Source organism: Bacteroides faecalis, from assembly GCF_003865075.1.
Classification (GTDB): Bacteria; Bacteroidota; Bacteroidia; order Bacteroidales; family Bacteroidaceae; genus Bacteroides; species Bacteroides faecalis.
Genome location: NZ_BHWB01000010.1, coordinates 109,435 through 132,300, shown reverse-complemented (window position 1 = coordinate 132,300; position 22,866 = coordinate 109,435). Strand labels below are relative to the sequence as shown.

The 22,866-nt window shown below is 38.7% G+C and carries 18 protein-coding genes; 12 read left to right on the top strand and 6 right to left on the bottom strand.

The features are described 5' to 3' along the window. Window positions 1–26 precede the first annotated feature (26 nt). Window positions 27–440: a pyridoxamine 5'-phosphate oxidase family protein gene (locus EJF25_RS16490; RefSeq protein WP_125041996.1), complete on the top strand. Its 414-nt coding sequence runs from the start codon at window positions 27–29 to the stop codon at window positions 438–440. A gap of 47 nt (window positions 441–487) precedes the next feature. Here EJF25_RS16490 and EJF25_RS16485 read toward each other — a convergent pair whose 3' ends face one another. After that, window positions 488–1,015 (bottom strand): 3'-5' exonuclease, encoded by a 528-nt coding sequence (locus EJF25_RS16485; protein ID WP_125041995.1) that lies wholly within the window; start codon window positions 1,013–1,015, stop codon window positions 488–490. Window positions 1,016–1,259: 244 nt separating this feature from the next. Here EJF25_RS16485 and nrfH point away from each other — a divergent pair, with 244 nt between their 5' ends. Genes nrfH through EJF25_RS16460 form a run of 5 tightly spaced genes read left to right on the top strand, consistent with a single transcriptional unit; the run spans window position 1,260 to window position 6,687 of the window. Next, complete coding sequence (gene nrfH, locus EJF25_RS16480) at window positions 1,260–1,853, top strand: cytochrome c nitrite reductase small subunit (protein ID WP_125041994.1); 594 nt, start codon at window positions 1,260–1,262, stop codon at window positions 1,851–1,853. Window positions 1,854–1,885: 32 nt separating this feature from the next. After that, window positions 1,886–3,367 carry an ammonia-forming cytochrome c nitrite reductase gene (gene nrfA, locus EJF25_RS16475; protein WP_125042023.1) on the top strand — a complete coding sequence of 494 codons (1,482 nt, stop codon included), beginning with the start codon at window positions 1,886–1,888 and terminating at the stop codon, window positions 3,365–3,367. 10 nt (window positions 3,368–3,377) lie between these two features. Then, on the top strand, window positions 3,378–4,613 hold the full coding sequence (locus tag EJF25_RS16470; RefSeq protein ID WP_125041993.1) for a cytochrome c biogenesis ResB family protein: 1,236 nt from the start codon (window positions 3,378–3,380) through the stop codon (window positions 4,611–4,613). After that, entirely contained in the window at window positions 4,610–5,401 is a 792-nt protein-coding gene (locus EJF25_RS16465; protein ID WP_125041992.1) for a cytochrome c biogenesis protein, read from the top strand. The genes EJF25_RS16470 and EJF25_RS16465 overlap by 4 nt, the downstream gene beginning before the upstream one ends. Window positions 5,402–5,409: 8 nt before the next feature. Next, complete coding sequence (locus EJF25_RS16460; protein ID WP_125041991.1) at window positions 5,410–6,687, top strand: alginate export family protein; 1,278 nt, start codon at window positions 5,410–5,412, stop codon at window positions 6,685–6,687. 375 nt (window positions 6,688–7,062) lie between these two features. Here the strand turns inward: EJF25_RS16460 and EJF25_RS16455 are convergent, their stop codons facing one another. Then, window positions 7,063–7,752 (bottom strand): Crp/Fnr family transcriptional regulator, encoded by a 690-nt coding sequence (locus tag EJF25_RS16455; protein ID WP_125041990.1) that lies wholly within the window; start codon window positions 7,750–7,752, stop codon window positions 7,063–7,065. Window positions 7,753–7,974: 222 nt separating this feature from the next. Here EJF25_RS16455 and EJF25_RS16450 point away from each other — a divergent pair, with 222 nt between their 5' ends. Both EJF25_RS16450 and EJF25_RS16445 read left to right on the top strand, forming a co-directional pair. Continuing rightward, entirely contained in the window at window positions 7,975–8,802 is an 828-nt protein-coding gene (locus EJF25_RS16450; RefSeq protein ID WP_125041989.1) for an MBL fold metallo-hydrolase, read from the top strand. A gap of 9 nt (window positions 8,803–8,811) precedes the next feature. Next, window positions 8,812–12,075 carry a S41 family peptidase gene (locus EJF25_RS16445; protein ID WP_125041988.1) on the top strand — a complete coding sequence of 1,088 codons (3,264 nt, stop codon included), beginning with the start codon at window positions 8,812–8,814 and terminating at the stop codon, window positions 12,073–12,075. 264 nt (window positions 12,076–12,339) lie between these two features. Here EJF25_RS16445 and EJF25_RS16440 read toward each other — a convergent pair whose 3' ends face one another. The 3 genes from EJF25_RS16440 to EJF25_RS16430 form a co-directional block, all read right to left on the bottom strand. Beyond that, the gene (locus tag EJF25_RS16440; protein WP_125041987.1) at window positions 12,340–14,706 is read right to left on the bottom strand and encodes a sensor histidine kinase; all 2,367 of its coding nucleotides are present in this window, start codon (window positions 14,704–14,706) and stop codon (window positions 12,340–12,342) included. A 202-nt stretch (window positions 14,707–14,908) separates the two neighbouring features. Continuing rightward, a complete protein-coding gene (locus tag EJF25_RS16435) occupies window positions 14,909–15,535 on the bottom strand; it encodes an HAD family hydrolase (RefSeq protein WP_125041986.1) in 627 nt (208 codons plus the stop codon). Between the two features lie 29 nt (window positions 15,536–15,564). Continuing rightward, window positions 15,565–16,047, bottom strand: coding sequence for a sigma-70 family RNA polymerase sigma factor (locus EJF25_RS16430; RefSeq protein ID WP_235016840.1), 483 nt, complete (start codon window positions 16,045–16,047; stop codon window positions 15,565–15,567). Window positions 16,048–16,143: 96 nt separating this feature from the next. Here EJF25_RS16430 and EJF25_RS16425 point away from each other — a divergent pair, with 96 nt between their 5' ends. From EJF25_RS16425 to EJF25_RS16415, 3 genes are all read left to right on the top strand, one after another. Continuing rightward, window positions 16,144–16,332 carry a hypothetical protein gene (locus tag EJF25_RS16425; protein ID WP_125041984.1) on the top strand — a complete coding sequence of 63 codons (189 nt, stop codon included), beginning with the start codon at window positions 16,144–16,146 and terminating at the stop codon, window positions 16,330–16,332. A 461-nt stretch (window positions 16,333–16,793) separates the two neighbouring features. Then, the gene (locus tag EJF25_RS16420; RefSeq protein ID WP_235016839.1) at window positions 16,794–18,431 is read left to right on the top strand and encodes a glycosyl hydrolase; all 1,638 of its coding nucleotides are present in this window, start codon (window positions 16,794–16,796) and stop codon (window positions 18,429–18,431) included. A 162-nt stretch (window positions 18,432–18,593) separates the two neighbouring features. After that, a complete protein-coding gene (locus EJF25_RS16415) occupies window positions 18,594–19,226 on the top strand; it encodes a hypothetical protein (RefSeq protein WP_125041983.1) in 633 nt (210 codons plus the stop codon). 134 nt (window positions 19,227–19,360) lie between these two features. Here EJF25_RS16415 and EJF25_RS16410 read toward each other — a convergent pair whose 3' ends face one another. Continuing rightward, the gene (locus tag EJF25_RS16410) at window positions 19,361–21,121 is read right to left on the bottom strand and encodes a 1-deoxy-D-xylulose-5-phosphate synthase (protein ID WP_125041982.1); all 1,761 of its coding nucleotides are present in this window, start codon (window positions 21,119–21,121) and stop codon (window positions 19,361–19,363) included. A 358-nt stretch (window positions 21,122–21,479) separates the two neighbouring features. Here EJF25_RS16410 and EJF25_RS16405 point away from each other — a divergent pair, with 358 nt between their 5' ends. Then, window positions 21,480–22,817, top strand: coding sequence for a hypothetical protein (locus EJF25_RS16405; RefSeq protein WP_125041981.1), 1,338 nt, complete (start codon window positions 21,480–21,482; stop codon window positions 22,815–22,817). Window positions 22,818–22,866 lie beyond the last annotated feature (49 nt).

The following is a 22,866-nucleotide window of genomic DNA, read 5'->3' as shown; positions in this document are numbered from 1 at the left end:
TCATCAAATTTAAAAACAATTGATTTATGACAAGGAAAACGTTACAAGAACAGGCAGCAGAGTTGTTGCAGCAATGTGAGGTCGTCGTATTGACTTCAATCAATAAAGAAGGGTATCCACGTCCCGTTCCAATTAGTAAAATAGCAACCGAAGGTATTTCTGTTGTATGGATGGCTACCGGAGCTGAGTCATTGAAGACTAAGGATTTTCGTTCCAATCCGAAAGCGGGGTTATGCTTTTATGAAAAAGGAGATAGTGTAGCTTTAACGGGAGAAGTAGAAGTCGTGACAGATGAGAAACAGAAAGCGGAACTTTGGCAAGAGTGGTTTATTGCTCATTTTCCCGGTGGTCCTACCGATCCAAATTATGTGTTACTGAAATTCAAGTCCAATCATGCGACTTACTGGATTGATGGAATATTTATTCACCGGCAACTTTAATTTATTTATCTATGAGGGTGTCGGACACCCTCTTTCACTGATCTTTTCTACCATTTTAGTGTCAGATTATAATCAGGTTCAGGAATAATCTGCATTGCAATTTGGGCACAGGCTTCTGCATCTGCCAACGCATGGTGATGATTGGTCAAGTCATATCCACATCTTGCTGCAACTGTATGTAATTGGTGATTGGGGAGTTCTTTTTTGAATGTTTTTCGGGAAGCTCGGCAAGTACAATAAAACTTATAATCCGGATAAGTCATCTTATAGATTTCATAAACAGCTTTTAAACATCCTTCATCAAAAGGGCTATTATGTGCCACGAGTGGCAGACCTTGGATGCGTGGTGCTATTTCCAACCAGACGGTAGGAAAGTCATTGGCTTCTGCCGTATCAATGGCTGTCAAACCGTGAACAGCAGTAGTCCATTGTGTATAATAGTTGGGGCAGGGACGAATGAGACTGTATATTCTGTCTACAATCTTTCCGTTCCGTACAATAACTATTCCGACACTACATACGCTGGTACGTTGTTCATTTGCGGTTTCAAAATCAATGGCTGCAAAGTTTCTCATTAATCTCCTGCTGCATTTAAAAAACTAAATCACAAAGATATTCTTTTTCTTACCAATAACTTACCTTTGCAATACAATAATTAATTTATATCTTTATTGCCTAATGGTTATTCATGTGGCTATATGCTGCAGAATCGCAGGCTGTTTTCTCAATTTAGAACCAAATCTTTTCTTTAAAAAGTGTAATAGATATTACGTTTCTTTTATTTCTAAACCTTTATCTTTGTGAAAAATACTTTTTTATATGATGAAGTTTCCAATTCTAAATCGAATATTCCCTTCGTACAGGTGGAAAGTGACGGCAGTCATTATTACCGGTATTATTGTAGGTGGAGGGGGCTTATTCATGTATCAGCTTCGGGCACATACTTATCTGGGTGATGATCCGGCAGCCTGTGTGAACTGTCACATCATGGCACCTTATTACGCAACCTGGTTTCATAGTTCCCATGCCCGAAATGCAACTTGCAATGATTGTCACGTTCCTCATGAAAATGCAGTGAAGAAATGGGTGTTCAAAGGAATGGATGGAATGAAACATGTAGCCGCATTCCTTACGAAAAGTGAGCCGCAGGTAATTCAGGCTCATGAAGCCAGTTCTCAAGTAATTATGAATAACTGTATCCGTTGCCATACACAATTGAATATGGAAATTGTGAAGACGGGAAAGATAGACTATATGATGTCACAAGTTGGAGAAGGAAAAGCTTGTTGGGATTGTCATCGTGATGTACCTCATGGTGGAAAGAACTCACTTTCCAGTACTCCGGCAGCTATTGTGCCTTATCCGAAATCTCCTGTACCGGAGTGGCTTCGGAAAATGATGAATGATCAATAATGCAGCATAAATAATAAAACCAATATATAATGATGGAAAAGAAATTAAAATCATGGCAAGGATGGCTATTGTTCGGAGGTTCAATGGTTGTTGTTTTTGTTTTGGGATTGTGTGTTTCTGCGCTGATGGAACGGAGAGCAGAAGTAGCAAGCATATTCAATAATCGTAAAAACGTTATCAAAGGGATTGAGGCTCGTAATGAACGCTATAACGATGATTTTCCTCGTGAATATCAGACGTGGACGGAAACAGCCAAGACTGATTTTGAGAGTGAGTTTAATGGGAATATAGCAGTTGATGTGTTGGAAAAACGTCCTGAGATGGTTGTTCTCTGGGCTGGATATGCATTCTCTAAAGATTATTCTACTCCACGTGGACACATGCATGCTATTGAAGATATAACTGCATCCCTGCGTACCGGAGCACCTATGAATCCGACTGAAGGTCCTCAACCTTCTACTTGCTGGACATGTAAAAGCCCGGATGTTCCTCGTATGATGGAAGCTCTTGGCGTAGATTCATTTTATCATAATAAATGGGCTGCATTTGGTGATGAAATCGTGAATCCGATCGGGTGTTCCGATTGTCACGATTCGGAAACGATGAATCTTCATATCAGTCGTCCGGCTTTGATTGAGGCTTTCCAACGTCAAGGTAAGGATATCACGAAAGCTACTCCGCAAGAGATGCGTTCGCTGGTATGTGCACAGTGTCACGTAGAATATTATTTCAAAGGTGATGGCAAATATCTGACATTCCCTTGGGATAAAGGTTTCACAGTAGAAGATATGGAAGCATATTATGATGAGGCAGGTTTTTATGATTATATTCACAAGTTGAGCCGTACTCCGATTTTGAAAGCTCAACATCCTGATTATGAAATTGCGCAGATGGGGATTCATGGACAGAGAGGTGTCTCTTGTGCCGATTGTCACATGCCGTATAAGAGTGAAGGTGGTGTGAAATTCAGTGATCACCATATACAAAGTCCTTTGGCAATGATAGACCGTACTTGTCAGGCCTGTCATCGCGAGAGTGAAGAAACATTGCGAAACAACGTTTACGAACGCCAACGCAAAGCGAATGAAATCCGTAACCGTTTGGAACAGGAACTTGCAAAAGCACATATCGAAGCAAAATATGCTTGGGATGCCGGAGCTACAGAAGACCAGATGAAAGACGTACTTGCTTTGATTCGTCAGGCACAATGGCGTTGGGATTTTGGGGTTGCTTCACATGGTGGTTCGTTCCATGCTCCTCAGGAAATTCAAAGAATACTTTCTCATGGACTCGATCGTGCTATGCAAGCTCGTTTGGCAGTATCCAAAGTATTAGTGAAGAACGGTTTTACAGGAGAAGTTCCAATGCCTGATATTTCTACTAAGGCTAAAGCACAGCAATATATCGGTTTGGATATGGATGCAGAAAAAGCAGCTAAAGAGAAATTCCTGAATACAACAGTTCCTGCTTGGTTACAGAAAGCAAAGGCAGCAGGTCGTCTGGCACAGAAATAAAAACAGATATATGTGGAGTAAACCTTGGAGTTATAAAGAAGGTCTGTTGATTGGTATGGGCTTGCTGGTGACAGGCTTTCTGTTGCAAGTAACTGTAGGAGCGATCAATTGGAACTTATTCGCCTATCCGGTCAATGTGATTGTATTGATAATTTATATTATCGGACTAGTCAGTATACACCTTCTTCGTAAACGCGTTTACTTGTTTGGATGGCTGAGTCATTATTCTGCGGCAGTTTCATCCTTAGCATGGGTGGCATTGCTAACAGTAATGATGGGGCTTATCCGGCAAGCTTCTTCCGGTAATTCTCCTGGCGATATCTTGGGCTTTTCCCGAATGATTTCGTCCTGGCCTTTTGTGCTACTCTATTTCTGGATGGTTACGGTTTTGGGATTAACAATCCTTCGTGCCGGCTTTCCTTTGAAAGTAAGTAAATTATCTTTCTTGCTTAATCATATAGGATTATTCATAGCTTTGATCACTGCTACTTTGGGAAATGCAGATCTGCAACGACTAAAGATGACGACACAGATGGGAAATACAGAATGGCGTGCTTCTGACGAACAGGGACAATTGATTGAACTGCCGTTGGCTATCGAATTGAAGGATTTTACGATTGATGAGTATCCTCCCAAACTGATGCTGATTGACAATGAAACGGGAAATGCGCTTCCCGAAAAATCCCCTGTTCATCTTTTGCTTGAAGAAAACGTGACTGATGGAGCATTGCAAGATTGGCAACTAACTATCTTACAATCTATTCCGATGGCTGCCTCTGTAACTACTGAAGATACATTGAAATTTACGGATTTTCACTCCATGGGAGCAACGTATGCTGTTTATTTGAAAGCTGTGAATCAGAAGAAACAGCTAACTAGAGAAGGCTGGGTTAGTTGTGGCAGTTTCCTTTTTCCATATAAAGCATTACGTCTTGATTCATTGACCAGTCTTGTAATGCCGGAACGTGAACCTCAGCGTTTTGCGTCGGATGTAAAAGTCTATACGCAGGCAGGAACGATTACGGAAGCGACCATAGAAGTAAACCGTCCGTTAGAGTTGGGAGGATGGAAGATTTATCAATTAAGTTACGATGAATCGAAAGGGCGGTGGAGCGATATTAGTGTCTTTGAGTTAGTCCGGGATCCTTGGCTACCTGTAGTTTATACAGGAATTGTAATGATGATGGTTGGAGCTATCTGTTTGTTTGTGAATGCTCAGAAGAAGAAAGAGGAGGAAACAGTATGAGTTGGGAACATTTCATTTTATTTGCAATAGCAGCACTTATCTGCTGGGGACTAGGAGCATTTATTGCTTGGCGTGGAAAGAAAACGGGATGGGCGTATGGATTTACTATATTAGGGCTAGCTATCTTTTTCAGTTTTATTGTTGGCTTTTGGTTGTCTCTGGAACGTCCACCGATGCGTACAATGGGAGAGACTCGACTGTGGTACTCTTTTTTCCTGCCACTTGCCGGATTGATAACCTATAGCCGTTGGAAGTATAAATGGATTCTCAGTTTCAGTTTTATCCTTTCATTGGTATTTATCTGTATTAATATCTTCAAGCCGGAGATTCATAATAAGACTTTGATGCCTGCTCTTCAAAGTCCATGGTTTCCTCCTCATGTGATTGTGTATATGTTTGCTTATGCCATGTTAGGGGCAGCAACAGTGATGGCAGTCTATTTACTTTGGTTCAAAAAGAAAACCATCGAACGGAACGAAATGGATTTGTGTGATAACCTCACTTATGTCGGTCTGGCCTTTATGACTTTGGGTATGCTTACAGGAGCAGTCTGGGCAAAAGAAGCCTGGGGACATTACTGGGCATGGGACCCGAAGGAGACGTGGGCGGCAGCTACTTGGTTTGCTTATCTGATATATATTCATTTCCGATTGGGGAAACCGTTGCAGGTTCGCCCGGCATTAATTATTCTTTTAGTCTCATTCGTATTGTTACAAATGTGCTGGTATGGCATTAATTATCTACCATCTGCACAGGGAGTCAGTGTACATACTTATAACTTAAATTGAAATAATAGATGAAAGCACTTTATTGGTCATTTATTCTTATGCTATTGCCAAGCATGGCATATACACAAAACACCGAGAAAGAGAATGAATTTACGATGTCTATGCAAATCAGACCTCGTGCCGAGTATAGGAATGGAGCTTTGTTTCCTCGAAATGAAGGACAAGAGGCTGCATCCTTTATCAATAATCGTGCCCGCTTGTCTATGGATTACAAGCGCTCGGATCTGGAAATCAAAATGTCTGCTCAGCATGTCGGTGTCTGGGGACAAGATCCGCAGATTGACAAGAACGGACGTTTTATCTTGAATGAGGCTTGGGCGAAACTGAATTTCGGACAGGGATTCTTTGCCCAACTAGGTCGCCAAACATTAGTTTATGATGACGAGCGTATCTTAGGAGGATTGGATTGGAATGTGGCCGGTCGATATCATGATGCGTTGAAGTTAGGATATGCTAATAAAAATAATGAACTGCATCTTATCCTCGCTTTCAATCAGAATGATGAAAAAAAGATAGGTGGTACTTATTATAATGACGCTACTGGACAACCTTACAAGAATATGCAAACGGTTTGGTATCATTATAAAGCAAATGAGATTCCGTTTGGCGCTTCGCTACTGTTTATGAATCTAGGATTGGAAACGGGAGACGCAGCTACGCAGGACTCTCATACCCGTTACCTGCAAACAATGGGAACTTATCTCACTTATAAGAATAATAGTTGGAACTTAGATGGTGCTTTCTATTATCAGATGGGCAAGAATAAGAATACGGAGAAAGTTTCAGCTTTGATGGGAAGTGTACAGGCTGCTTATACTTTTAATCAGACGTGGGGAGCAGTAGTCAGCTTTGATTATTTAAGTGGTGATAAAGGTGATGGCGATAAATATAAAGCCTTTGATCCTCTTTACGGGACGCATCATAAGTTTTACGGAGGAATGGACTACTTCTATGCTTCTTTGTTTAAAGACGGATTTGCACCGGGGCTTATGGATAGTCGTGTTGGAATCCGTTTCCGTACATCTACCAAAGTAGATATGGAACTGAATTATCACTATTTTACCACTGCGGTTAAATTACCGGATTTGAGTAAGTCATTAGGTTCAGAGGTTGATTATCAGATTAACTGGTCGGTTATGAAAGATGTGAAATTGTCTGCTGGATATTCTTTCATGCGTGGCACAAAAACAATGGATGTTGTGAAAGGAGGAGATCATAAAAGTTGGCAGGACTGGGGATGGGTTTCGCTGAATATAAATCCGAAAGTTTTATTCGTTAAATGGTAAAAGCATATCTTATATAATTTCAATCAGTGCCACTATGATGGCATAGTTGTGCCAGTATGGTGGCACTGCTGTGTCACTATGGTGGCATAAGTGTGCCAATATGGTGGCATAACATTACTTATAAATAGGAAATAGTGTTGTAATACTACTCTACGGGATAGAGCACTTATAGAACTAAGATAAATGAATAAGTAGATGTTCATAATTAATTTATATATATAGTCTCTGTCATCCTGAACCTGTCGAAGAATTTCCTCTTCTGTAGCCACAAAAAAGAGACTCTTCCTCCCTACGGTCGTCTGAAAGACAGATAGTACTAACTAATGATGAACACTTACTTAAATTATGAGTGAATCCCAATAAACAGAGGACGATCTAGATGTATTTTTCTAATGCCGTTTTGTTCAGAATCTCTATTCGTTTTCCTTCCATTGTGATTAGCTGTTCCTTGATCATTTTATTGATTTCTTTGGATAAAGCAGGACGTGTCACATTTAGATATTCAGCTAATTGAGACTGAGTGTGCATAATATTCACTATCAAAGAGTCCTTCTTCTTATGCTCAAACAGGTAAACAATGAATCTTTCCCGCACAGTCTTACGTGAAAGAGGTTTTAATCGAGATACTGTACAAATGTTGCAATTGCCAGCAATACAAAGAAAATTATGCAGTACTTGAGGATCTTGGCTGATGACCTTGAAAGTCGATTCTTTAGTAGCCATCAACAATACGCTATTTTCAATAGCTGTGAAAGTGGCAGGTAGTGTATTGTTTGAGCTAAATAGATGGGGAGTGGCAAAAGTGCGTGGAGCAATGATGTATTCAATCAACACTTCATTTCCTAGTCCGTCGATAATGTCAGTACGTAATCTCCCCTCTAACAATACATAGAGCTTATTACAAGGTGTGCCTTGCATAACAACAATTTCCTTTTTATCCGCTTCATAAACCACAAACTCCAACTTATCAAGCAAAGAATGCTTGATATTTAATGGTAATTCCTGAAAGAGAGGAATTTTAAATAACTTTTCTTTATGCGAATCGGATAGCGAGATCTTTCTCATTGTTTTGTGATATTGTGTACTAGGGCAAAGATATAAATTATAAATGGGTAGGAAAAATTTTTCTTCTTTTTGTTGGTTGTTTCGAGCTTGTTAGTAAGGCTGGAAGCTAAGAATTCCCTTCTTCATTTCGAACTAATTTTTGACTAAGTGTTTGATCTGCCATAGAATTATCCTAATTTTGTAGCAGAACTCTTTGTTGGGTATAATTCTAAAATCAAAATCATGGGATATAAAATAACCACTCTTGTAGAGAATTGTGTCTATGGACGTAAATTGCAAGCCGAACATGGGTTATCTCTTTATATTGAGACATCCGGTTATCGATTACTCTTTGATACAGGTGCATCTGATCTGTTCATACATAATGCACGTTTGTTGCATATTGATCTGCAGACTGTAGATTATTTAATTCTTTCTCATGGTCATATTGATCATACAGGTGGGTTACGTTATTTTTTGGAATTGAATAGCCGGGCAACAGTCGTTTGTAAACGAGAAGTTTTTTCTCCGAAATTTAAGGATGAGCGTGAGAATGGAATCAAACATACACAGGTATTTGATCTTTCCCGCTTTCGTTTCATTGATGAGCAGACAGAGCTTGTTCCCGGAGTTTTTCTTTTCCCGTCTTTGGAGATTGTAGATCAAGGCGACACTCATTTTGAACGTTTTTGGGTACAGCAGGAAGATGGCAGTAAAATACCAGATACCTTTCAGGATGAATTGGCGGTAGCTTTGGTTGATTCTAAAGGACTATACGTGCTAAGTGCATGTTCTCACCGCGGCATTACCAATATATTGCGAACTATACAGAATGCGTTTCCCGGACTCCCTTGTAATCTGGTATTAGGTGGATTCCATATTCATAATGCGGAAGAACAGAAATATCAGGTGATTGCGAGTTATTTAAGGAACTCTTTACCTCTCCAGATAGGTGTTTGCCACTGTACAGGGGTAGATAAATATGCGTTCTTTTATCGGGATTTTGGTGAGAGAATATTCTATAACTATACAGGAAGAATTATCCAAACTGACTTGAAAAATAATATATAATTGATTGATATGAAGAAATTTATTGCATGTTTATCACTTGCACTGATGGCATTATCCGGTTATGCCGTTACCCCTTTATGGATGCGTGATGCACGTATCTCACCCGATGGAACAGAAATTGTTTTTTGTTATAAAGGGGATGTTTATAAAGTCCCAGCCCAAGGAGGTATTGCTACTCAACTGACAACGCAAGCATCCTATGAAGCCAATCCGGTATGGTCGCCCGACGGAAAGAAAATTGCATTTGCCAGTGACCGTAACGGTAATTTTGACCTTTTTATTATGCCTGCCAACGGAGGAGTTGCTCAACGACTTACGAGTCATTCAGCTTCAGAAATACCTTCGGCTTTTACTCCTGACGGGCAGTATGTACTCTTTTCAGCTTCTATTCAAGACCCTGCAAGCAGTGCCTTGTTTCCTTCCGGAGCAATGACAGAATTATATAAAGTCCCAGTGAATGGAGGGCAAACAGAACAAGTACTGGCAACACCTGCCGAACGTGTTTGTTTTGACAAAGCGGGGAAGAACTTTCTTTATCAGGATCAAAAAGGTTTTGAGAATGAATGGAGAAAACATCATACATCGTCGATTACAAGAGATCTTTGGTTATATGATATCCAGAACGGAAAGCATACAAATCTAACCAATCGGGGAGGAGAAGATCGGGATCCGGTTTTTGCTCCCGATGGAAATTTTGTTTATTTTTTGAGTGAACGTAATGGAGGATCATTTAATGTCTATTCTTTCCCGCTGAATGCTCCTCAGCAGGTGAAGGCTATTACTGAATTCCGTACTCATCCGGTACGATTCCTGTCGGTGAGTGATAAAGGTACATTGTGCTATACTTATGATGGTGAACTTTATACACAAGAGGCAAATGCCCATCCTAAGAAAGTGAAAGTGGAATTAGTTCGTGACGATGAGCCCCAACTGACTACATTGAGATTCTCTCAAGGAGCAACTTCTGCCAGCGTATCGCCTGACGGAAAGCAAGTCGCTTTTATCGTGCGTGGTGATGTTTTTGTGACTGCGACGGAATATGGTACAACAAAACAAATAACAAATACTCCGGCTGGCGAGTCTGCTGTTTCTTTTGCTCCGGACAACCGTACATTGGTTTATGCTAGTGAACGGAATGGCAACTGGCAACTTTATACCGCTAAAATAGCTCGTAAAGAAGAAGCGAACTTTCCAAATGCGACTCTTATCGAAGAGGAAGTGCTACTTCCTTCAAAAACAGTGGAACGTACTTATCCGCAATATTCTCCGGATGGCAAGGAACTGGCTTTTATTGAAGACCGTGTTCGGTTGATGGTATATAATCTGGAGACGAAAAAGGTACGTCAGGTAACGGATGGCTCTACCTGGTTTAATACAGGAGGTGGTTTTGATTATGAATGGTCGCCCGACGGTAAATGGTTTACCCTTGAGTTTATAGGAAATCGTCATGATCCTTATTCGGATATAGGTATTGTCAGTGCTGAAGGAGGAGAAATCACCAATCTGACAAATAGCGGGTATATCAGTGGTTCTCCGCGTTGGGTGCTCGATGGAAATGCGATTCTTTTCCAAACAGAGCGTTATGGTATGCGTGCTCATGCTTCGTGGGGATCACAACAAGACGTTATGCTTGTATTTTTAAATCAGGATGCTTATGATCGTTACCGCTTGAGTAAAGAGGATTTCGAACTGCTCAAAGACTTTGAGAAGGAACAGAAAAAAGCAAAAGAGAAAGAAAGAGATAAGGATAAAAAAGAGACGGAAGATAAAGACAAGGATAAAACGGAAGATAAAAAAGAGGATAAGAAAGATATTGTCGTGGAACTTAAAGGGATTGAAGACCGAATTGTACGTCTCACTCCTAATTCATCTAATTTAGGTAGTGCTATCTTGTCGAAAGATGGAGAGAATCTTTATTATTTCTCAGCTTTTGAAGGAGGATATGATCTTTGGAAAATGAATCTTCGTGAGAAGAATACGAAACGTCTGCATAAATTGAACTCAGGATGGGCATCGTTAATGCTTGATAAAGATGGGAGTATATTCTTATTGGGCAGTAGAAATATGCAAAAGATGGATGCAAAATCGGATGCTTTGAAATCTATTAATTATCAGGCTGAGATGAGGATGGACTTGGCAGCCGAACGGGAAGCTATGTTCAACCATGTGTATAAGCAACAGCAAAAACGTTTTTACAATCTCAATATGCATGGGGTAGACTGGGATACTATGACTGCTGCTTATCGCAAATTTTTGCCTCATATCGATAATAATTATGACTTTGCCGAATTGTTAAGCGAGTGGTTAGGTGAATTAAATGTATCACATACCGGAGGACGCTATTATCCGAGAGGTAATGGAGATGTGACTTCCAATTTGGGTTTATTGTTTGACTGGAATTACCAGGGAAAGGGTATGCAGATAGCAGAAATCGTTGAGAAAGGTCCGTTCGATCATTCTCGTACTAAGGTCAAAGCGGGATGTATTATTGAAAAGATTAATGGAGAAGAGATAACTTCTGATAATAATATAACGAACTTGTTGAATAATCAAGCAAGAAAGAAAACGCTGGTTTCTATCTATGACCCACAGAGTAAAGAGCGTTGGGATGAAGTGGTAATGCCAATCACTAGCGGACAGTTGAATGGATTATTATATGATCGGTGGGTGAAACAACGTACGGCAGATGTTGAGAAATGGTCGAATGGACGGTTAGGATATGTTCATATTCAGTCTATGGGAGATGATAGTTTTCGTACTGTTTACTCGGATATCTTGGGTAAATATAATAATTGTGAGGGGATTGTAATTGATACACGGTTTAATGGAGGTGGTCGTTTGCACGAAGATATTGAAATCCTATTCAGTGGACAGAAGTATTTCACTCAAGTGGTACGTGGGCGTGAAGCCTGTGATATGCCCAGCCGTCGTTGGAATAAGCCTTCCATAATGTTGCAGTGCGAAGCTAACTATTCGAATGCACATGGTACTCCTTGGGTATATAGCCATCGTAATATAGGCAAACTTGTCGGAATGCCTGTTCCGGGTACGATGACTAGCGTGTCTTGGGAAACTTTACAAGATCCTTCATTAGTTTTTGGTATTCCTATTATAGGTTATCGTTTACCTGATGGCAGTTATTTGGAAAATAGTCAATTGGAACCGGATATTAAAGTAGCCAATAGCCCCGAAAAGGTAGTTAAAGGTGAAGATGCACAATTGAAAGCTGCTGTTGATGAGCTTTTAAAGGAGGTAGACGGATTAAAGAAATAGAAGAATCTTATTTTAATAATCATCCTATTTGTGAAGTGTGGATTTTACGAATTCAGTAGAGAATTCCGTAAAATCCACGCTTAATGGCTTATGGCACTCTCCACAATTTTGTGTAAATAGAAAACTTTAGGATTGATATTTTTTACTTGGATCCCATTTTTAAATATAATCACGAATTGATTAAGAATGATTCTCCGGTTCCAATAAGGAATATACCCCAAAAATGACTTTCGTGGCGCGCTTCATAAATAGATGTACTATCTACTATTTTTCGTCATCTCCTTTGTTTGCTATAGACAAGATTACAGTAAAACAACTACCTTTTCCTACTTCTGAATGTACTTCTATACGTCCCGATAGTTTTTCAATAATAACCTTACAAATGGGAAGTCCGAGACCACTTCCTTGTCCAAACTCATCGCTCTTGTAAAAACGGTTAAAGATCATCATAAGTTCCTTATCATCAATTCCTTTACCACTGTCTTTCACATATATACGAACTTCATTGTGGGTCTGGTCGATTTTGCATCCTAATGTGATATTTCCACTCCGGGTAAACTTGTTGGCATTGTTCAATAAGTTAGAAATAACTTGTATGAAGCGTGAACGGTCTATATTTACAGGCAGAATCATTGTCTCATCCAATTCAAGTTGAAACTGCAAGGAAGGTTGGATTAATGACTGATATTTACAATAAATCTCTTTGATAATGGTTGTTACATCCCATACTTTTATATCAAAATTCATGTTACCGGAATCCAAATGGGATATTTCCAGCACATCATTTATAAGCTTTAAAAGCAGTTCATTATTATGATTGATGATCTCAAGCATACTTTTCTTTTCATCCTGATCGATTTCGTCAGCACTTTCTACCAGTAAGTTAGTGAATCCTACAATGGCATTGAGTGGAGTACGAATTTCGTGACTCATGTTATTGAGGAAAGATTGTTTCAATTCAGCCTTTTCAGCCATCTCTTTGGCTAAAATAAGTTGATGTTCGCGTTCTACCAGTTCTTGAATATTCTGCACAATACCCGCCAGCATCATTTCACCTTGTGCATCGGTCAGGCTGCGGCATCGGAGTTCGTACCATTGATAGTCATTCTTATCGTTGAAACAGAATCGTATACGCAATATTTGTATGCTTGGCGACTTGTATAGTATTTCGTTATATGAATCTAATAGTTGCAAATCATCAGGATGTACATACTTTAAAAGATCAGTTTGTGTAAACCGACGTTGTTCCAGTCCTGTCAGACGAACAAAATGATCGTCAAATTCTATTTCGCCCCTATGCATGTTCCAAAGGGAAATCTGACCTCCATCTGTAGAAAGAGTCAATCGTTTATGAGCTTCCTGAAGAATATTCAGATTTTTACGTTCGATCAGAGAACGCCGGTAAATACGTAGCAATATAGTGGATATAAGGATGAATGCAAGAATAAATAATCCGATAAAGAAATAGATCTCCTTACGGTAACGATCATGAAAAGAATAGTTGATAATGCGTACATTTGAGGGTATATCTTTAATATTATAATCGCTATAAGTTGAGAAACAAGTCCAGTCCAACACATATTCTTTCTCCAAATCTCTTATTTTAACCATGCCAATCTTTTCTTTATTAAATAATTGGATAGCCAGATCGACAGCAGCCCGCGCAGAAATCTCTTCGGTGGCCATATAGCCTCCCACAACGTTGGCCCCTTCTCCGAATCCTCTGTGTAAACAACTGAAAGAAGGAATATTTAGAGTTTTGACTACTGGAAGTGCTGCTAAATCGAATTTATCGAGCAGAAATACTCTTTTCTCCTGATCACATTTTGATCTATTCAACATAGAAAGTAAAGAACTGTTTTTAATGTATTGGAAAGGATAAAGGCTAATCATTAAATCTTCCTTTTTATTATTGTTGGCTACTGCCGGCATGAGACAATAATATTCAATCATTTGTCTTATCTCTTCATATTCAAGTTCATTGGTAAATGCTGATTGGGGGCTTAGAAACCGCACATCTTTTCTATCAACGATATGGGTTAATAAGTCAAAGGATTGACGTCCGAGTGGAGTTAAATCAACATTATAAATAACATTAATTCTTTTATGAGGTTGTAATGACTTTATAAATTCAATGTTACGTTTAAAGTCCGGCGTGTCACGTAAAATATATATTTTCCTAGTCTCATATTCTTTAATAAGTTTCTCGTTAGGAAAATGGACATTACAAGCTACTACGGGAATAGAGGAAAGGAGACGGTGTTTGGTTGATAATAAAGAATTGATGGATTGATCTCCGACTGTCAGAATAAGATCGATCGGCTTATTTTTGATAGTCTCCAGATAATTATTCATATTTTCTATTCCAACTTTTTCGCAGGAATTATTGCAATCAAGATAGAACTTATTGAAAACAGGTTCTATTCCCTGTTTTCTGAACTCCTGCTTTAAAAGTTCTTCAAAATTTCCGTTGCCAATGCCGTTTTCAGAGAAAGAATATATGAGGGAGATATATTTTTGTGTTCTATTATTTGTGATATACCACCGTTTGAAGTTATAGCCACATAAAAAGGTGGCTAACAAACAGACAACGATGAATATGTATTTATACTTTAAATTAACAAATGCCATAACTTATTTTATTCCAACAAGAGTAATATAATTTTCAAGGTGGTAAAGTTCTCGGTTAAATATATATTATTGAGTATTTACCTTATGAACTATTTTGCTGAATTTTATATTTTTCTAGTTGTATTTCTCATTTGATTGTTTGTCTTGTTCCCTATTTTCTAGAAATTAGTATGGAACTTATTGTTAATTCACCTATCTTTACTTATGATGGTGATTTTAATAACTGTGTTAATTCTTCTCTCCAATCAGCACCATTTTGAGGTTGGAATGTGTAGAATCCTAGTTTTTTCCCAATTTCTATATTTGAACTTCCGTCATCGACAAACATTGTTTCTGAAGGAATTATCTTACTATCTTTTAGCATATAATCGAAAATCTTTGGTTCAGGTTTTGTGTAACCTATCTGATAAGATAGATAAAGTTTCTCACAATAATCAACCAGAGATTTTCCTTGTGATGAGAATTGAGAACTACATGCCCATGACATCACATAAGGGTTTGTATTGCTTAAAATATATATACGATATGATTTTTTAAGCTCTAATATATAATCTAATTTGCGTATATCTATTCCCGTAAAGAATCCCAACCATGCTTGTTGGACTTCTTCTATAGTAAGTTCTCTGTGACATAATTTACTTAGTTCTTCCCGAAATTCATCAGCGCTTAATTTGCCTTCTTCTAATTCCTGAAAAATACCTGTTTGGTGATATTTATCCAAACGTGTTTCTGCATCCTTTAGTCCTATTTTGAAGAATGCCCGAACTGCTTTGTCACGACTGATATCGGCAATAACGCCACCGAAATCAAAAACTATATTTTTTATCATAATTCTAATTTTAGGGTATGAAGATAGAACTAATTTTCAGATGAATCACTATATCCAATATAATATTTGCCAATTGTTATTGGCAGAATAGATTTATTCTCTTCTATTTTATTCATCAACCATTCTTGTGTTGGGTTTTGTTGAAGCTGTATACCCATAAATATAATGAATAGAGGAAGGTTCTTTTTTAGAAACTTCAATGCCAGATAAATGTTTCTTTCTACACCTTTCTCCGAAATTGATAATTTTTCAGCTATTTCTTTATTACTCATGCCTTTTTCTCTGCTCATCAGGAATGTTTCCTGCTGTCGTGGAGGCAGTAATTTAATTAATTTCCCGATATAAATATTTAAATCTGCTGCTTCTACTTGCTTCTCTATATCATACGAAGATTCCTCTGCTTGCTGAAGCGTTTGTTTAAATGTCTCTTCGTTGAGGGATTTGCGTGTATGATTGAATATTAGATTTCGGGTAATAAAGATTCGACAGAGAAACCGGATGGACCGGGACAACCCGAAAATATTGTTGTTTCATTAGTTGAGTCCGGACTACAAGATGTTATTGATATACGTACGACTCCTTCGTTTCAAATTGATGTCAAGCGGAGTGTGGATGCTGAAGAAACAATTGCTATGTTTTCCAAATTAACAGAAAAGGAAATGAAAGCCGAACTTCCCGCTGATCATTCTTATAAGTACTTTTCTGAAGAACAATGGTCCATTGATGAAAATCCGGTAGTGTTTACAACAGGTGAAACAAAGTTAAAGGAAACTGCTAGTAAGTCGGAATTAGATTAGAGTACTGAAATTTGGGATTTGACCGGCGATACTCCTAGATTGAAGTGGGAAACAGTAAAATCTATTCAGTAATATTGTAAATGGATTTAAGCTTGATAAATATTTGATGAAATTTAAAATAGTTAACAGGTAAGGCTTTGGATATTTAATGTGAATTCGATAAAGATTTTAATCTATCGAATTCACGTTTTGATAATAAATTACCCATGAAAAAATCCATTTGATTACCGGTTTGCTGTACTTGATTATAGCATTTACACGAACTTATAGATACGGATGATGGTAAGTTGGAACAAGACGTGATACGATGTGTCTATAAAGATACAGGTATATAGGGTAATTAAGTATTGGTACTTATTCAAAAAGATGTTGAACATTACAAATGTGATGTCAGACTATGGTAATTTGCGAGGTATTTTGTAACTTTGATTTTTTTTATATGTAACCAAGTAAAATTTAATATGAAACACACAAAGTTTAGAATAGAAGTGATACTATTTATGTTAGTTACATTGATGCTATGTAGTGCTATGATACCTGTCCAAATGCAGGAGAAAGATCAAGTTCCAATAAAAATAACATTCGATCAGCCGGGAGCACTTTACCACGTTAAAGAGAAGGGAACAGCTTTTATACAAGTTCCGGATTCTTATCAGGAAGTGATAGTAGAATTATTAGATACAGATGGAAAAGTGTTGAGCCGGAAATCGTTTCCGATAGAGAAGAATGATCATTCTCCTATTTACTATTCGCTTAAACAAAAGGATTTGGGATATTATACTCTAAAGGTGATTGCCGTATCCGGGGTAAGAACTGACACTATCGAAGGGGGATTTGGAGTAATACCGAATGTAACTCTTACAAAGAAAGATTGGGATTCTCCTTTTGGTATTTGCGGGCATTTTACCAGATACGATTATAAGAAATGGAAGATTGCAGCAGTGCAACAGAAGTTAGGCATAGCCTGGGTACGTGATGAAAGTAATTGGAAGAAAGTTGTTGAAGACGGATTAAAGACTGATCCTGACTTGGATTATTTGGATAGCCATCATATCTGTTGGCTCAATTTGTTTGGATATATAGATTCATTTAATGGTGTACAAAATAAGAAAGGCAGTTGGACTTGGGACAATGATATATCTATTCTGAAAAAATATGTAGAACTGACTAAAGGACATTTCTCTGTATTCGAGTCGCAAAATGAACCCAATAATTTTGGCGGATGGTCGAAACGTTGGCCCCATCCTGAAGGACAACAATGGCGACCTCAAGGTTGGGGCAAACCATTTACGGATCTTATTAAGCAGATGGGAGATTCAATTCGTGCGGTAGATCCGTCCATTCAATTGATGTGGCAGGGAGAAGAGGAATGGATTGAATATTTTGTAAATGAAAGAGGGGCGGCTCCTTATATTGATGTTGTTGCAATTCATCCCTATGTAAATGATAAAATCTATCCTGAAACGGAGAAATTCGCCTCCGGTTTTTATAATGAAAATAAGAATAGACTGAAGGAGTTGAAAGTTTCGACAGAAATGTGGGTTACGGAAGTAGGCTGGACTACTTATACAAGTGATGGAAAACCTAACCATTATGTACCTGTTACGGAATATGAACAGGCTGCTTATCTGGTTAGAACTTATTTATCACATCTATACTATGGGGCTAAAAAAGTGTTCTGGTATGAAATAGCTGATGAACCGTTCGGAGCTCATAATCCGGAAGCCTTTTTCGGTATTCTTAGATTTAATGAATCCCTTAGTGTGAAACCGTCTGCCGTAGCATATTCTAATATGATACACAATTATAGATATGCAACTCCTATTGGCAAATATACAGGTTCGACGTATGGATTTGCGTATGATAATAAAGGGAAAACTCAGATGTGTTTGTGGATAGAAAAGGGACATCGCGAAGAAACCTTGCATTTACAACATACTAAAAAGATAATTGTCACAGATATTTTTGGAAAAATGCAACAGTCTAAAGTTGTGGACGGGAAAGTAACTATTTCTGTTGGATATTTACCGGTGACAATAACAGGAATTGATAAAAAGGATTTTGAGAAATTGTATATTCCTCGAATGATTGCAGAATAATAATGGATCATTATTGACTATCTGTCAAACTCTTTTTTATGTTTTTTCGTTATACTCTATGAAGTTGTATTGCATGCTCATTGTGTAATAGTGGCGACGGAAGTAATTGTTTTATTGAACCCAGTTCATATCTTTGCAAATCATTTTTAATTTATAGTAATTATGAAGAATCTAAATGTAATGGCGGGAGTGTGCTTGTTGGCAATGACAGCTTGTACACCCCAACAAGTAAGTGTGAAGGGAGTGATCTCTGACGCTACAATGAACACCTTAACTATCGTTTCTCAATCGGGTGACACCTTAGAGTTTAGTACACTAAATGCTAAAAGAGACTCTCCCGATGGGATATTATTGGAAGACACTGCTACAGTGTATTACAATGGAAAGTATTCTGAAGGAATGTCGGCTACTAAAATAGTGGTAACTCCTCGTGAAAGGGCGCTCTTGGGTGATGATCGTGACGGTCATGGATGTATCGGTTCTGCCGGATATGTATGGTGTGAAGTTCAGCAAAATTGCATACGCCTTTTTGAGAAAGGAATACGTACGGAAGCTATAGACGGGAGTGGCGCTTCTGCTTTTATCGTTTTTAGTCCGGATTCTGCGCGGGTAGAACTTTTCTTTTCTAATAATCAGCCTAATGAAATATTGGATAAACGTAGTTTGCCATCCGGTGGATCTGTCTGGAATGTAGAAGACGATGATACAAAGAATGTGAGACTTATAGACGGATTGTGGACAATCAGCCAGAGAGGTAATTTGATCTTTAGTCAGAAAAAGGACGAAGGAAAATAGTTCTTATATATTTAAAGATGATTAAAGGAGCTGTTTCTCGCTAGTTGGAAAACAGAGACTCCATTGAAAAAACAGAGCGTCTAATTGATGTAAATAGGCGCTCTGTTTGAGTAATCAGAGAAACAGTGAATAATTTATCTGATAAGTTTCATAATATCTTCCACAATCTGTTTGTCAGTCAAATGGTTGGCACGAAGTAGTTCTTGTAAATTAAAACGATCTACAAACTCTTTCTTTGCTCCGAAGTTGAGAACCTTCATATTCGAAGCTCCATAGTAACGGGCGATCTTCTCACCAAATCCTCCGTCCAATACGCCATCTTCCAAAGTAATCACCAGTTGATGATCAGTTTTCAGTTCATTCATGAGTTCACTATCCACTCCTGTGATATAACGCGGATTGATTAATGTAGCATCAATGCCTGTTTTCTCTTTCAATAAAGAGATCACTGACTGTCCCAATCCAAAAAACGAACCTAAAGCCAGGATTGCTACTTTTGAACCACGATGAGTGACTTTATAACGGTTGAGCTCGCTATAATCAGTATCGACAGGTTCACCACAACTAATGATTTCAGTTGCCGGAACGCGAATCGCTACCGGATGTTCGTTTTGACGGATACTCCATTCGAGCATAGCCAGATATTCTTCTTTGCAAGTCGGAGCCAGATAAACCATATTAGGGATGTTACTAATGAGTGGAATATCGAAGAAACAAAGATGCGTTACATCATTCATACTAGATAATGTTCCCCAGAAGACTAACAGCACTGCCGGATTATTATTGATACAAAGATCTTGCGAAAGCTGATCATAAGAACGTTGGATAAATGTACTATATACCCCATAAACAGGTTTTCCCCCATTGGCTGCGATACCCGAAGCCAGCGCTACAGCGTGTTCTTCGGCAATACCGACATCCACGAATTGTTTACCTGCTTCCTGTCGACGATTCGGAGTAAATCCCATAACAGTGGGAGTGCCCGAAGTGATTGCTACCATTCGTGAATCTTCTTTCATTTTCTTTAGTAGATACTGTGCGGTCATTTCGGAATAATCTTCCGTCTTACCGTAATCTACCTTCGCTTCTCCCGTCTCTATGTTGAATGGAGTACGCCAATGATAGGTTTCTTTGTTCTGTTCTGCATGTTCGTAACCTTTGCCTTTAAGCGTGTTAATATGTACTACAATAGGATGTTGGATATCTTTTACCTTGGAGAAAGCCTCAATCAAAGCTTCCACATTATTGCCATCCTTTACATACATATAATCAAGTCCCATAGCTTTAAAGTAGTTACATTCACATTGACCGTTACTGTCACGCAGAGCTTTTAGATTCTGGTATAAGCCTCCATGATTCTCGGCAATGGACATCTGATTATCATTAACGATAATAATCATATTACTACCTAGCTCCGCAGCATAATTCAAGCCTTCGAAAGCTTCACCGCCGCTTAACGAACCATCTCCTATCACTGCTATTATATTTTCATTTCCTCCATTCAGATCGCGCCCTTTAGCCAATCCGCTTGCCAAACTAACGGAAGTCGATGTATGGCCTATTATAAAGAAATCATGTTTACTTTCTTTGGGTTCGGTGTAACCTGACACTTCATCATATTTGTCCGGATTAAGAAAGGCATCTTTACGTCCGGTCAGCATCTTGTGCACATAACTTTGGTGTGACACGTCAAATATTATTTTATCTTTTGGAGAATTGAACACATAATGCAAAGCAATAGTCGTTTCCACCATTCCGAAATTAGGTCCAAAGTGTCCTCCATGTTCACTTAATTTTTGTAACAGTGCCACACGAATTTCACCACTTAAATCATTCAGTTCTTTCACTGATAACTTCTTTACATCTTCCGGGGAATAAATATTTTCTAAGTACATACTGAATAATGTTTTAAAGTTTTCCTTTTAATTATCGATGCAAAAGTACAGTGGAATCGTGAACCTGATTGTATATAAATTACGGGTTATGTAACCATGATTACTGTTTTTATCAAGAACTGTGCTTTTTTGTAAGAAGAATCACTCACCCTCAAAAAAGCTAAAAAGTGACATATAACAACATTTAATGCTAATTTATTGTTAGTTAGTATACTGTTAATCAGCATTTTTTTATATTTGTGATAAAATTATAGGGAAATCCCTATAATCGTTTGGGGAAAATCTTCCTTTAAAGGAGAATCTCTTCTTTATCTTTGTAAAGTGAAAAAGTATAAGTAATTATATAAACCGCGATGATATGAAAAAGATTGTTTATTTCCTGATGATTGCTTTATGCCTCCCGCTAGGTCTGAGGGCACAAAGCGCTGATGATGACCTTTACTTCATCCCTTCTAAAGACAAAAAGGAAAAAAAAGAAACTCCGGTCAAGAAGGAAACGAAGAAACAGGTTACGACCAACATCTATACCTCACCGGGTACTACGGTCGTTATTCAAGACCGTAAAGGAAAAACACGAGATGTGGATGAATATAATCGCCGTTACGATGCTCGCAACAACGAGTTCGAAATGGAGAATGACACTTTATATATTAAAGGAAAAAAGACTTCAGATTTAGATGGAGAATGGATAAATGGTGAATTTAACGGAACAGATGAAGATTATGAATATGCAGAACGTATTATTCGTTTCCGTAATCCGCGTTTCGCTATCAGCGTCAATAGTCCGCTCTATTGGGATTTAGTTTATGGAGTTAATTCGTGGGACTGGAACATTTATACTGATGGATTCTATGCTTATGCATTCCCTACATTCGGTAATCCGGCTTGGTGGGATTGGCGCTATAACTCTTATGGTTGGGGTTGGAACTATAGCTGGGGCTGGAACTACGGATGGGGCTGGAATCGTCCTTACTGTGGTTGGGGATACTATCCTTATTATGGCAGTTACTGGGGGGGCTGGTATGGTGGCGGTTCATGGGGACATCATCATCATTGGGGTGGTGGTCCGAGTTGGGGAGGCGTTAGCCGACCTTATTATGGCGGACGTAGTGTACTGAATGCCAATAATCGTGCCCGTTATAGCAGTGGTTCATCATCTTACTCCAGACGGGGTGAGGGAGGCCGCTCCAACTACCAGGGAAGTTCTGTTCGTGGATCATCCAACGGCAGAGTCGTAGGTACTCGGATTCCTACAAATTCCCGTATCGAGGGAACATCCGGTACTCGAGGTGAATCCTCTCGTCGTGGTTCATCTACCTATACGCGTCCTAGTAGTACACGTGATAATACGTCAACTACTACAAGAGAACCATCTACATATCGTCGGAGTTCATCTACGGAAACTCGTAGAAGTTCTTCTTACTCTCGTGGTAATTCTTCTTCATCTTCTCGTAGCAGTTCAACCTATTCACGTGGTAGCTCGTCCTCTACTCGTAGCAGTTCACCTTCTTCACGTAGCAGTTCAACGTATTCACCGGGTTCTAGTCGCAGTTCATCACCGTCCTATACTCCTTCCAGAAGCAGTAGTCCATCTTATACTCCTTCTCGTAGCAGCGGTGGTAGCACCAGCGGTGGTTCTTCACGTAGTTCAGGTGGTGGCTCCTCACGTTCATCAGGTGGTGGTAGCAGAAGATAGTAGTAGAGAAGAAATAGTAAGAAGGTAAAATGATTGACTAAAGATATAA

Bases quoted from the DNA above. Each gene is read 5' to 3' on its own strand.
- EJF25_RS16435 (WP_125041986.1), bottom strand. From the start codon at position 15,535: ATGATAAAAAATATAGTTTTTGATTTCGGTGGCGTTATTGCCGATATC.
- EJF25_RS16450 (WP_125041989.1), top strand. From the start codon at position 7,975: ATGGGATATAAAATAACCACTCTTGTAGAGAATTGTGTCTATGGACGT.
- EJF25_RS16415 (WP_125041983.1), top strand. From the start codon at position 18,594: ATGAAGAATCTAAATGTAATGGCGGGAGTGTGCTTGTTGGCAATGACA.
- EJF25_RS16465 (WP_125041992.1), top strand. From the start codon at position 4,610: ATGAGTTGGGAACATTTCATTTTATTTGCAATAGCAGCACTTATCTGC.
- EJF25_RS16410 (WP_125041982.1), bottom strand. From the start codon at position 21,121: ATGTACTTAGAAAATATTTATTCCCCGGAAGATGTAAAGAAGTTATCA.
- EJF25_RS16485 (WP_125041995.1), bottom strand. From the start codon at position 1,015: ATGAGAAACTTTGCAGCCATTGATTTTGAAACCGCAAATGAACAACGT.
- EJF25_RS16490 (WP_125041996.1), top strand. From the start codon at position 27: ATGACAAGGAAAACGTTACAAGAACAGGCAGCAGAGTTGTTGCAGCAA.
- EJF25_RS16420 (WP_235016839.1), top strand. From the start codon at position 16,794: ATGAAACACACAAAGTTTAGAATAGAAGTGATACTATTTATGTTAGTT.
- nrfA (WP_125042023.1), top strand. From the start codon at position 1,886: ATGGAAAAGAAATTAAAATCATGGCAAGGATGGCTATTGTTCGGAGGT.
- nrfH (WP_125041994.1), top strand. From the start codon at position 1,260: ATGATGAAGTTTCCAATTCTAAATCGAATATTCCCTTCGTACAGGTGG.
- EJF25_RS16440 (WP_125041987.1), bottom strand. From the start codon at position 14,706: ATGGCATTTGTTAATTTAAAGTATAAATACATATTCATCGTTGTCTGT.
- EJF25_RS16470 (WP_125041993.1), top strand. From the start codon at position 3,378: ATGTGGAGTAAACCTTGGAGTTATAAAGAAGGTCTGTTGATTGGTATG.
- EJF25_RS16405 (WP_125041981.1), top strand. From the start codon at position 21,480: ATGAAAAAGATTGTTTATTTCCTGATGATTGCTTTATGCCTCCCGCTA.
- EJF25_RS16460 (WP_125041991.1), top strand. From the start codon at position 5,410: ATGAAAGCACTTTATTGGTCATTTATTCTTATGCTATTGCCAAGCATG.
- EJF25_RS16455 (WP_125041990.1), bottom strand. From the start codon at position 7,752: ATGAGAAAGATCTCGCTATCCGATTCGCATAAAGAAAAGTTATTTAAA.
- EJF25_RS16445 (WP_125041988.1), top strand. From the start codon at position 8,812: ATGAAGAAATTTATTGCATGTTTATCACTTGCACTGATGGCATTATCC.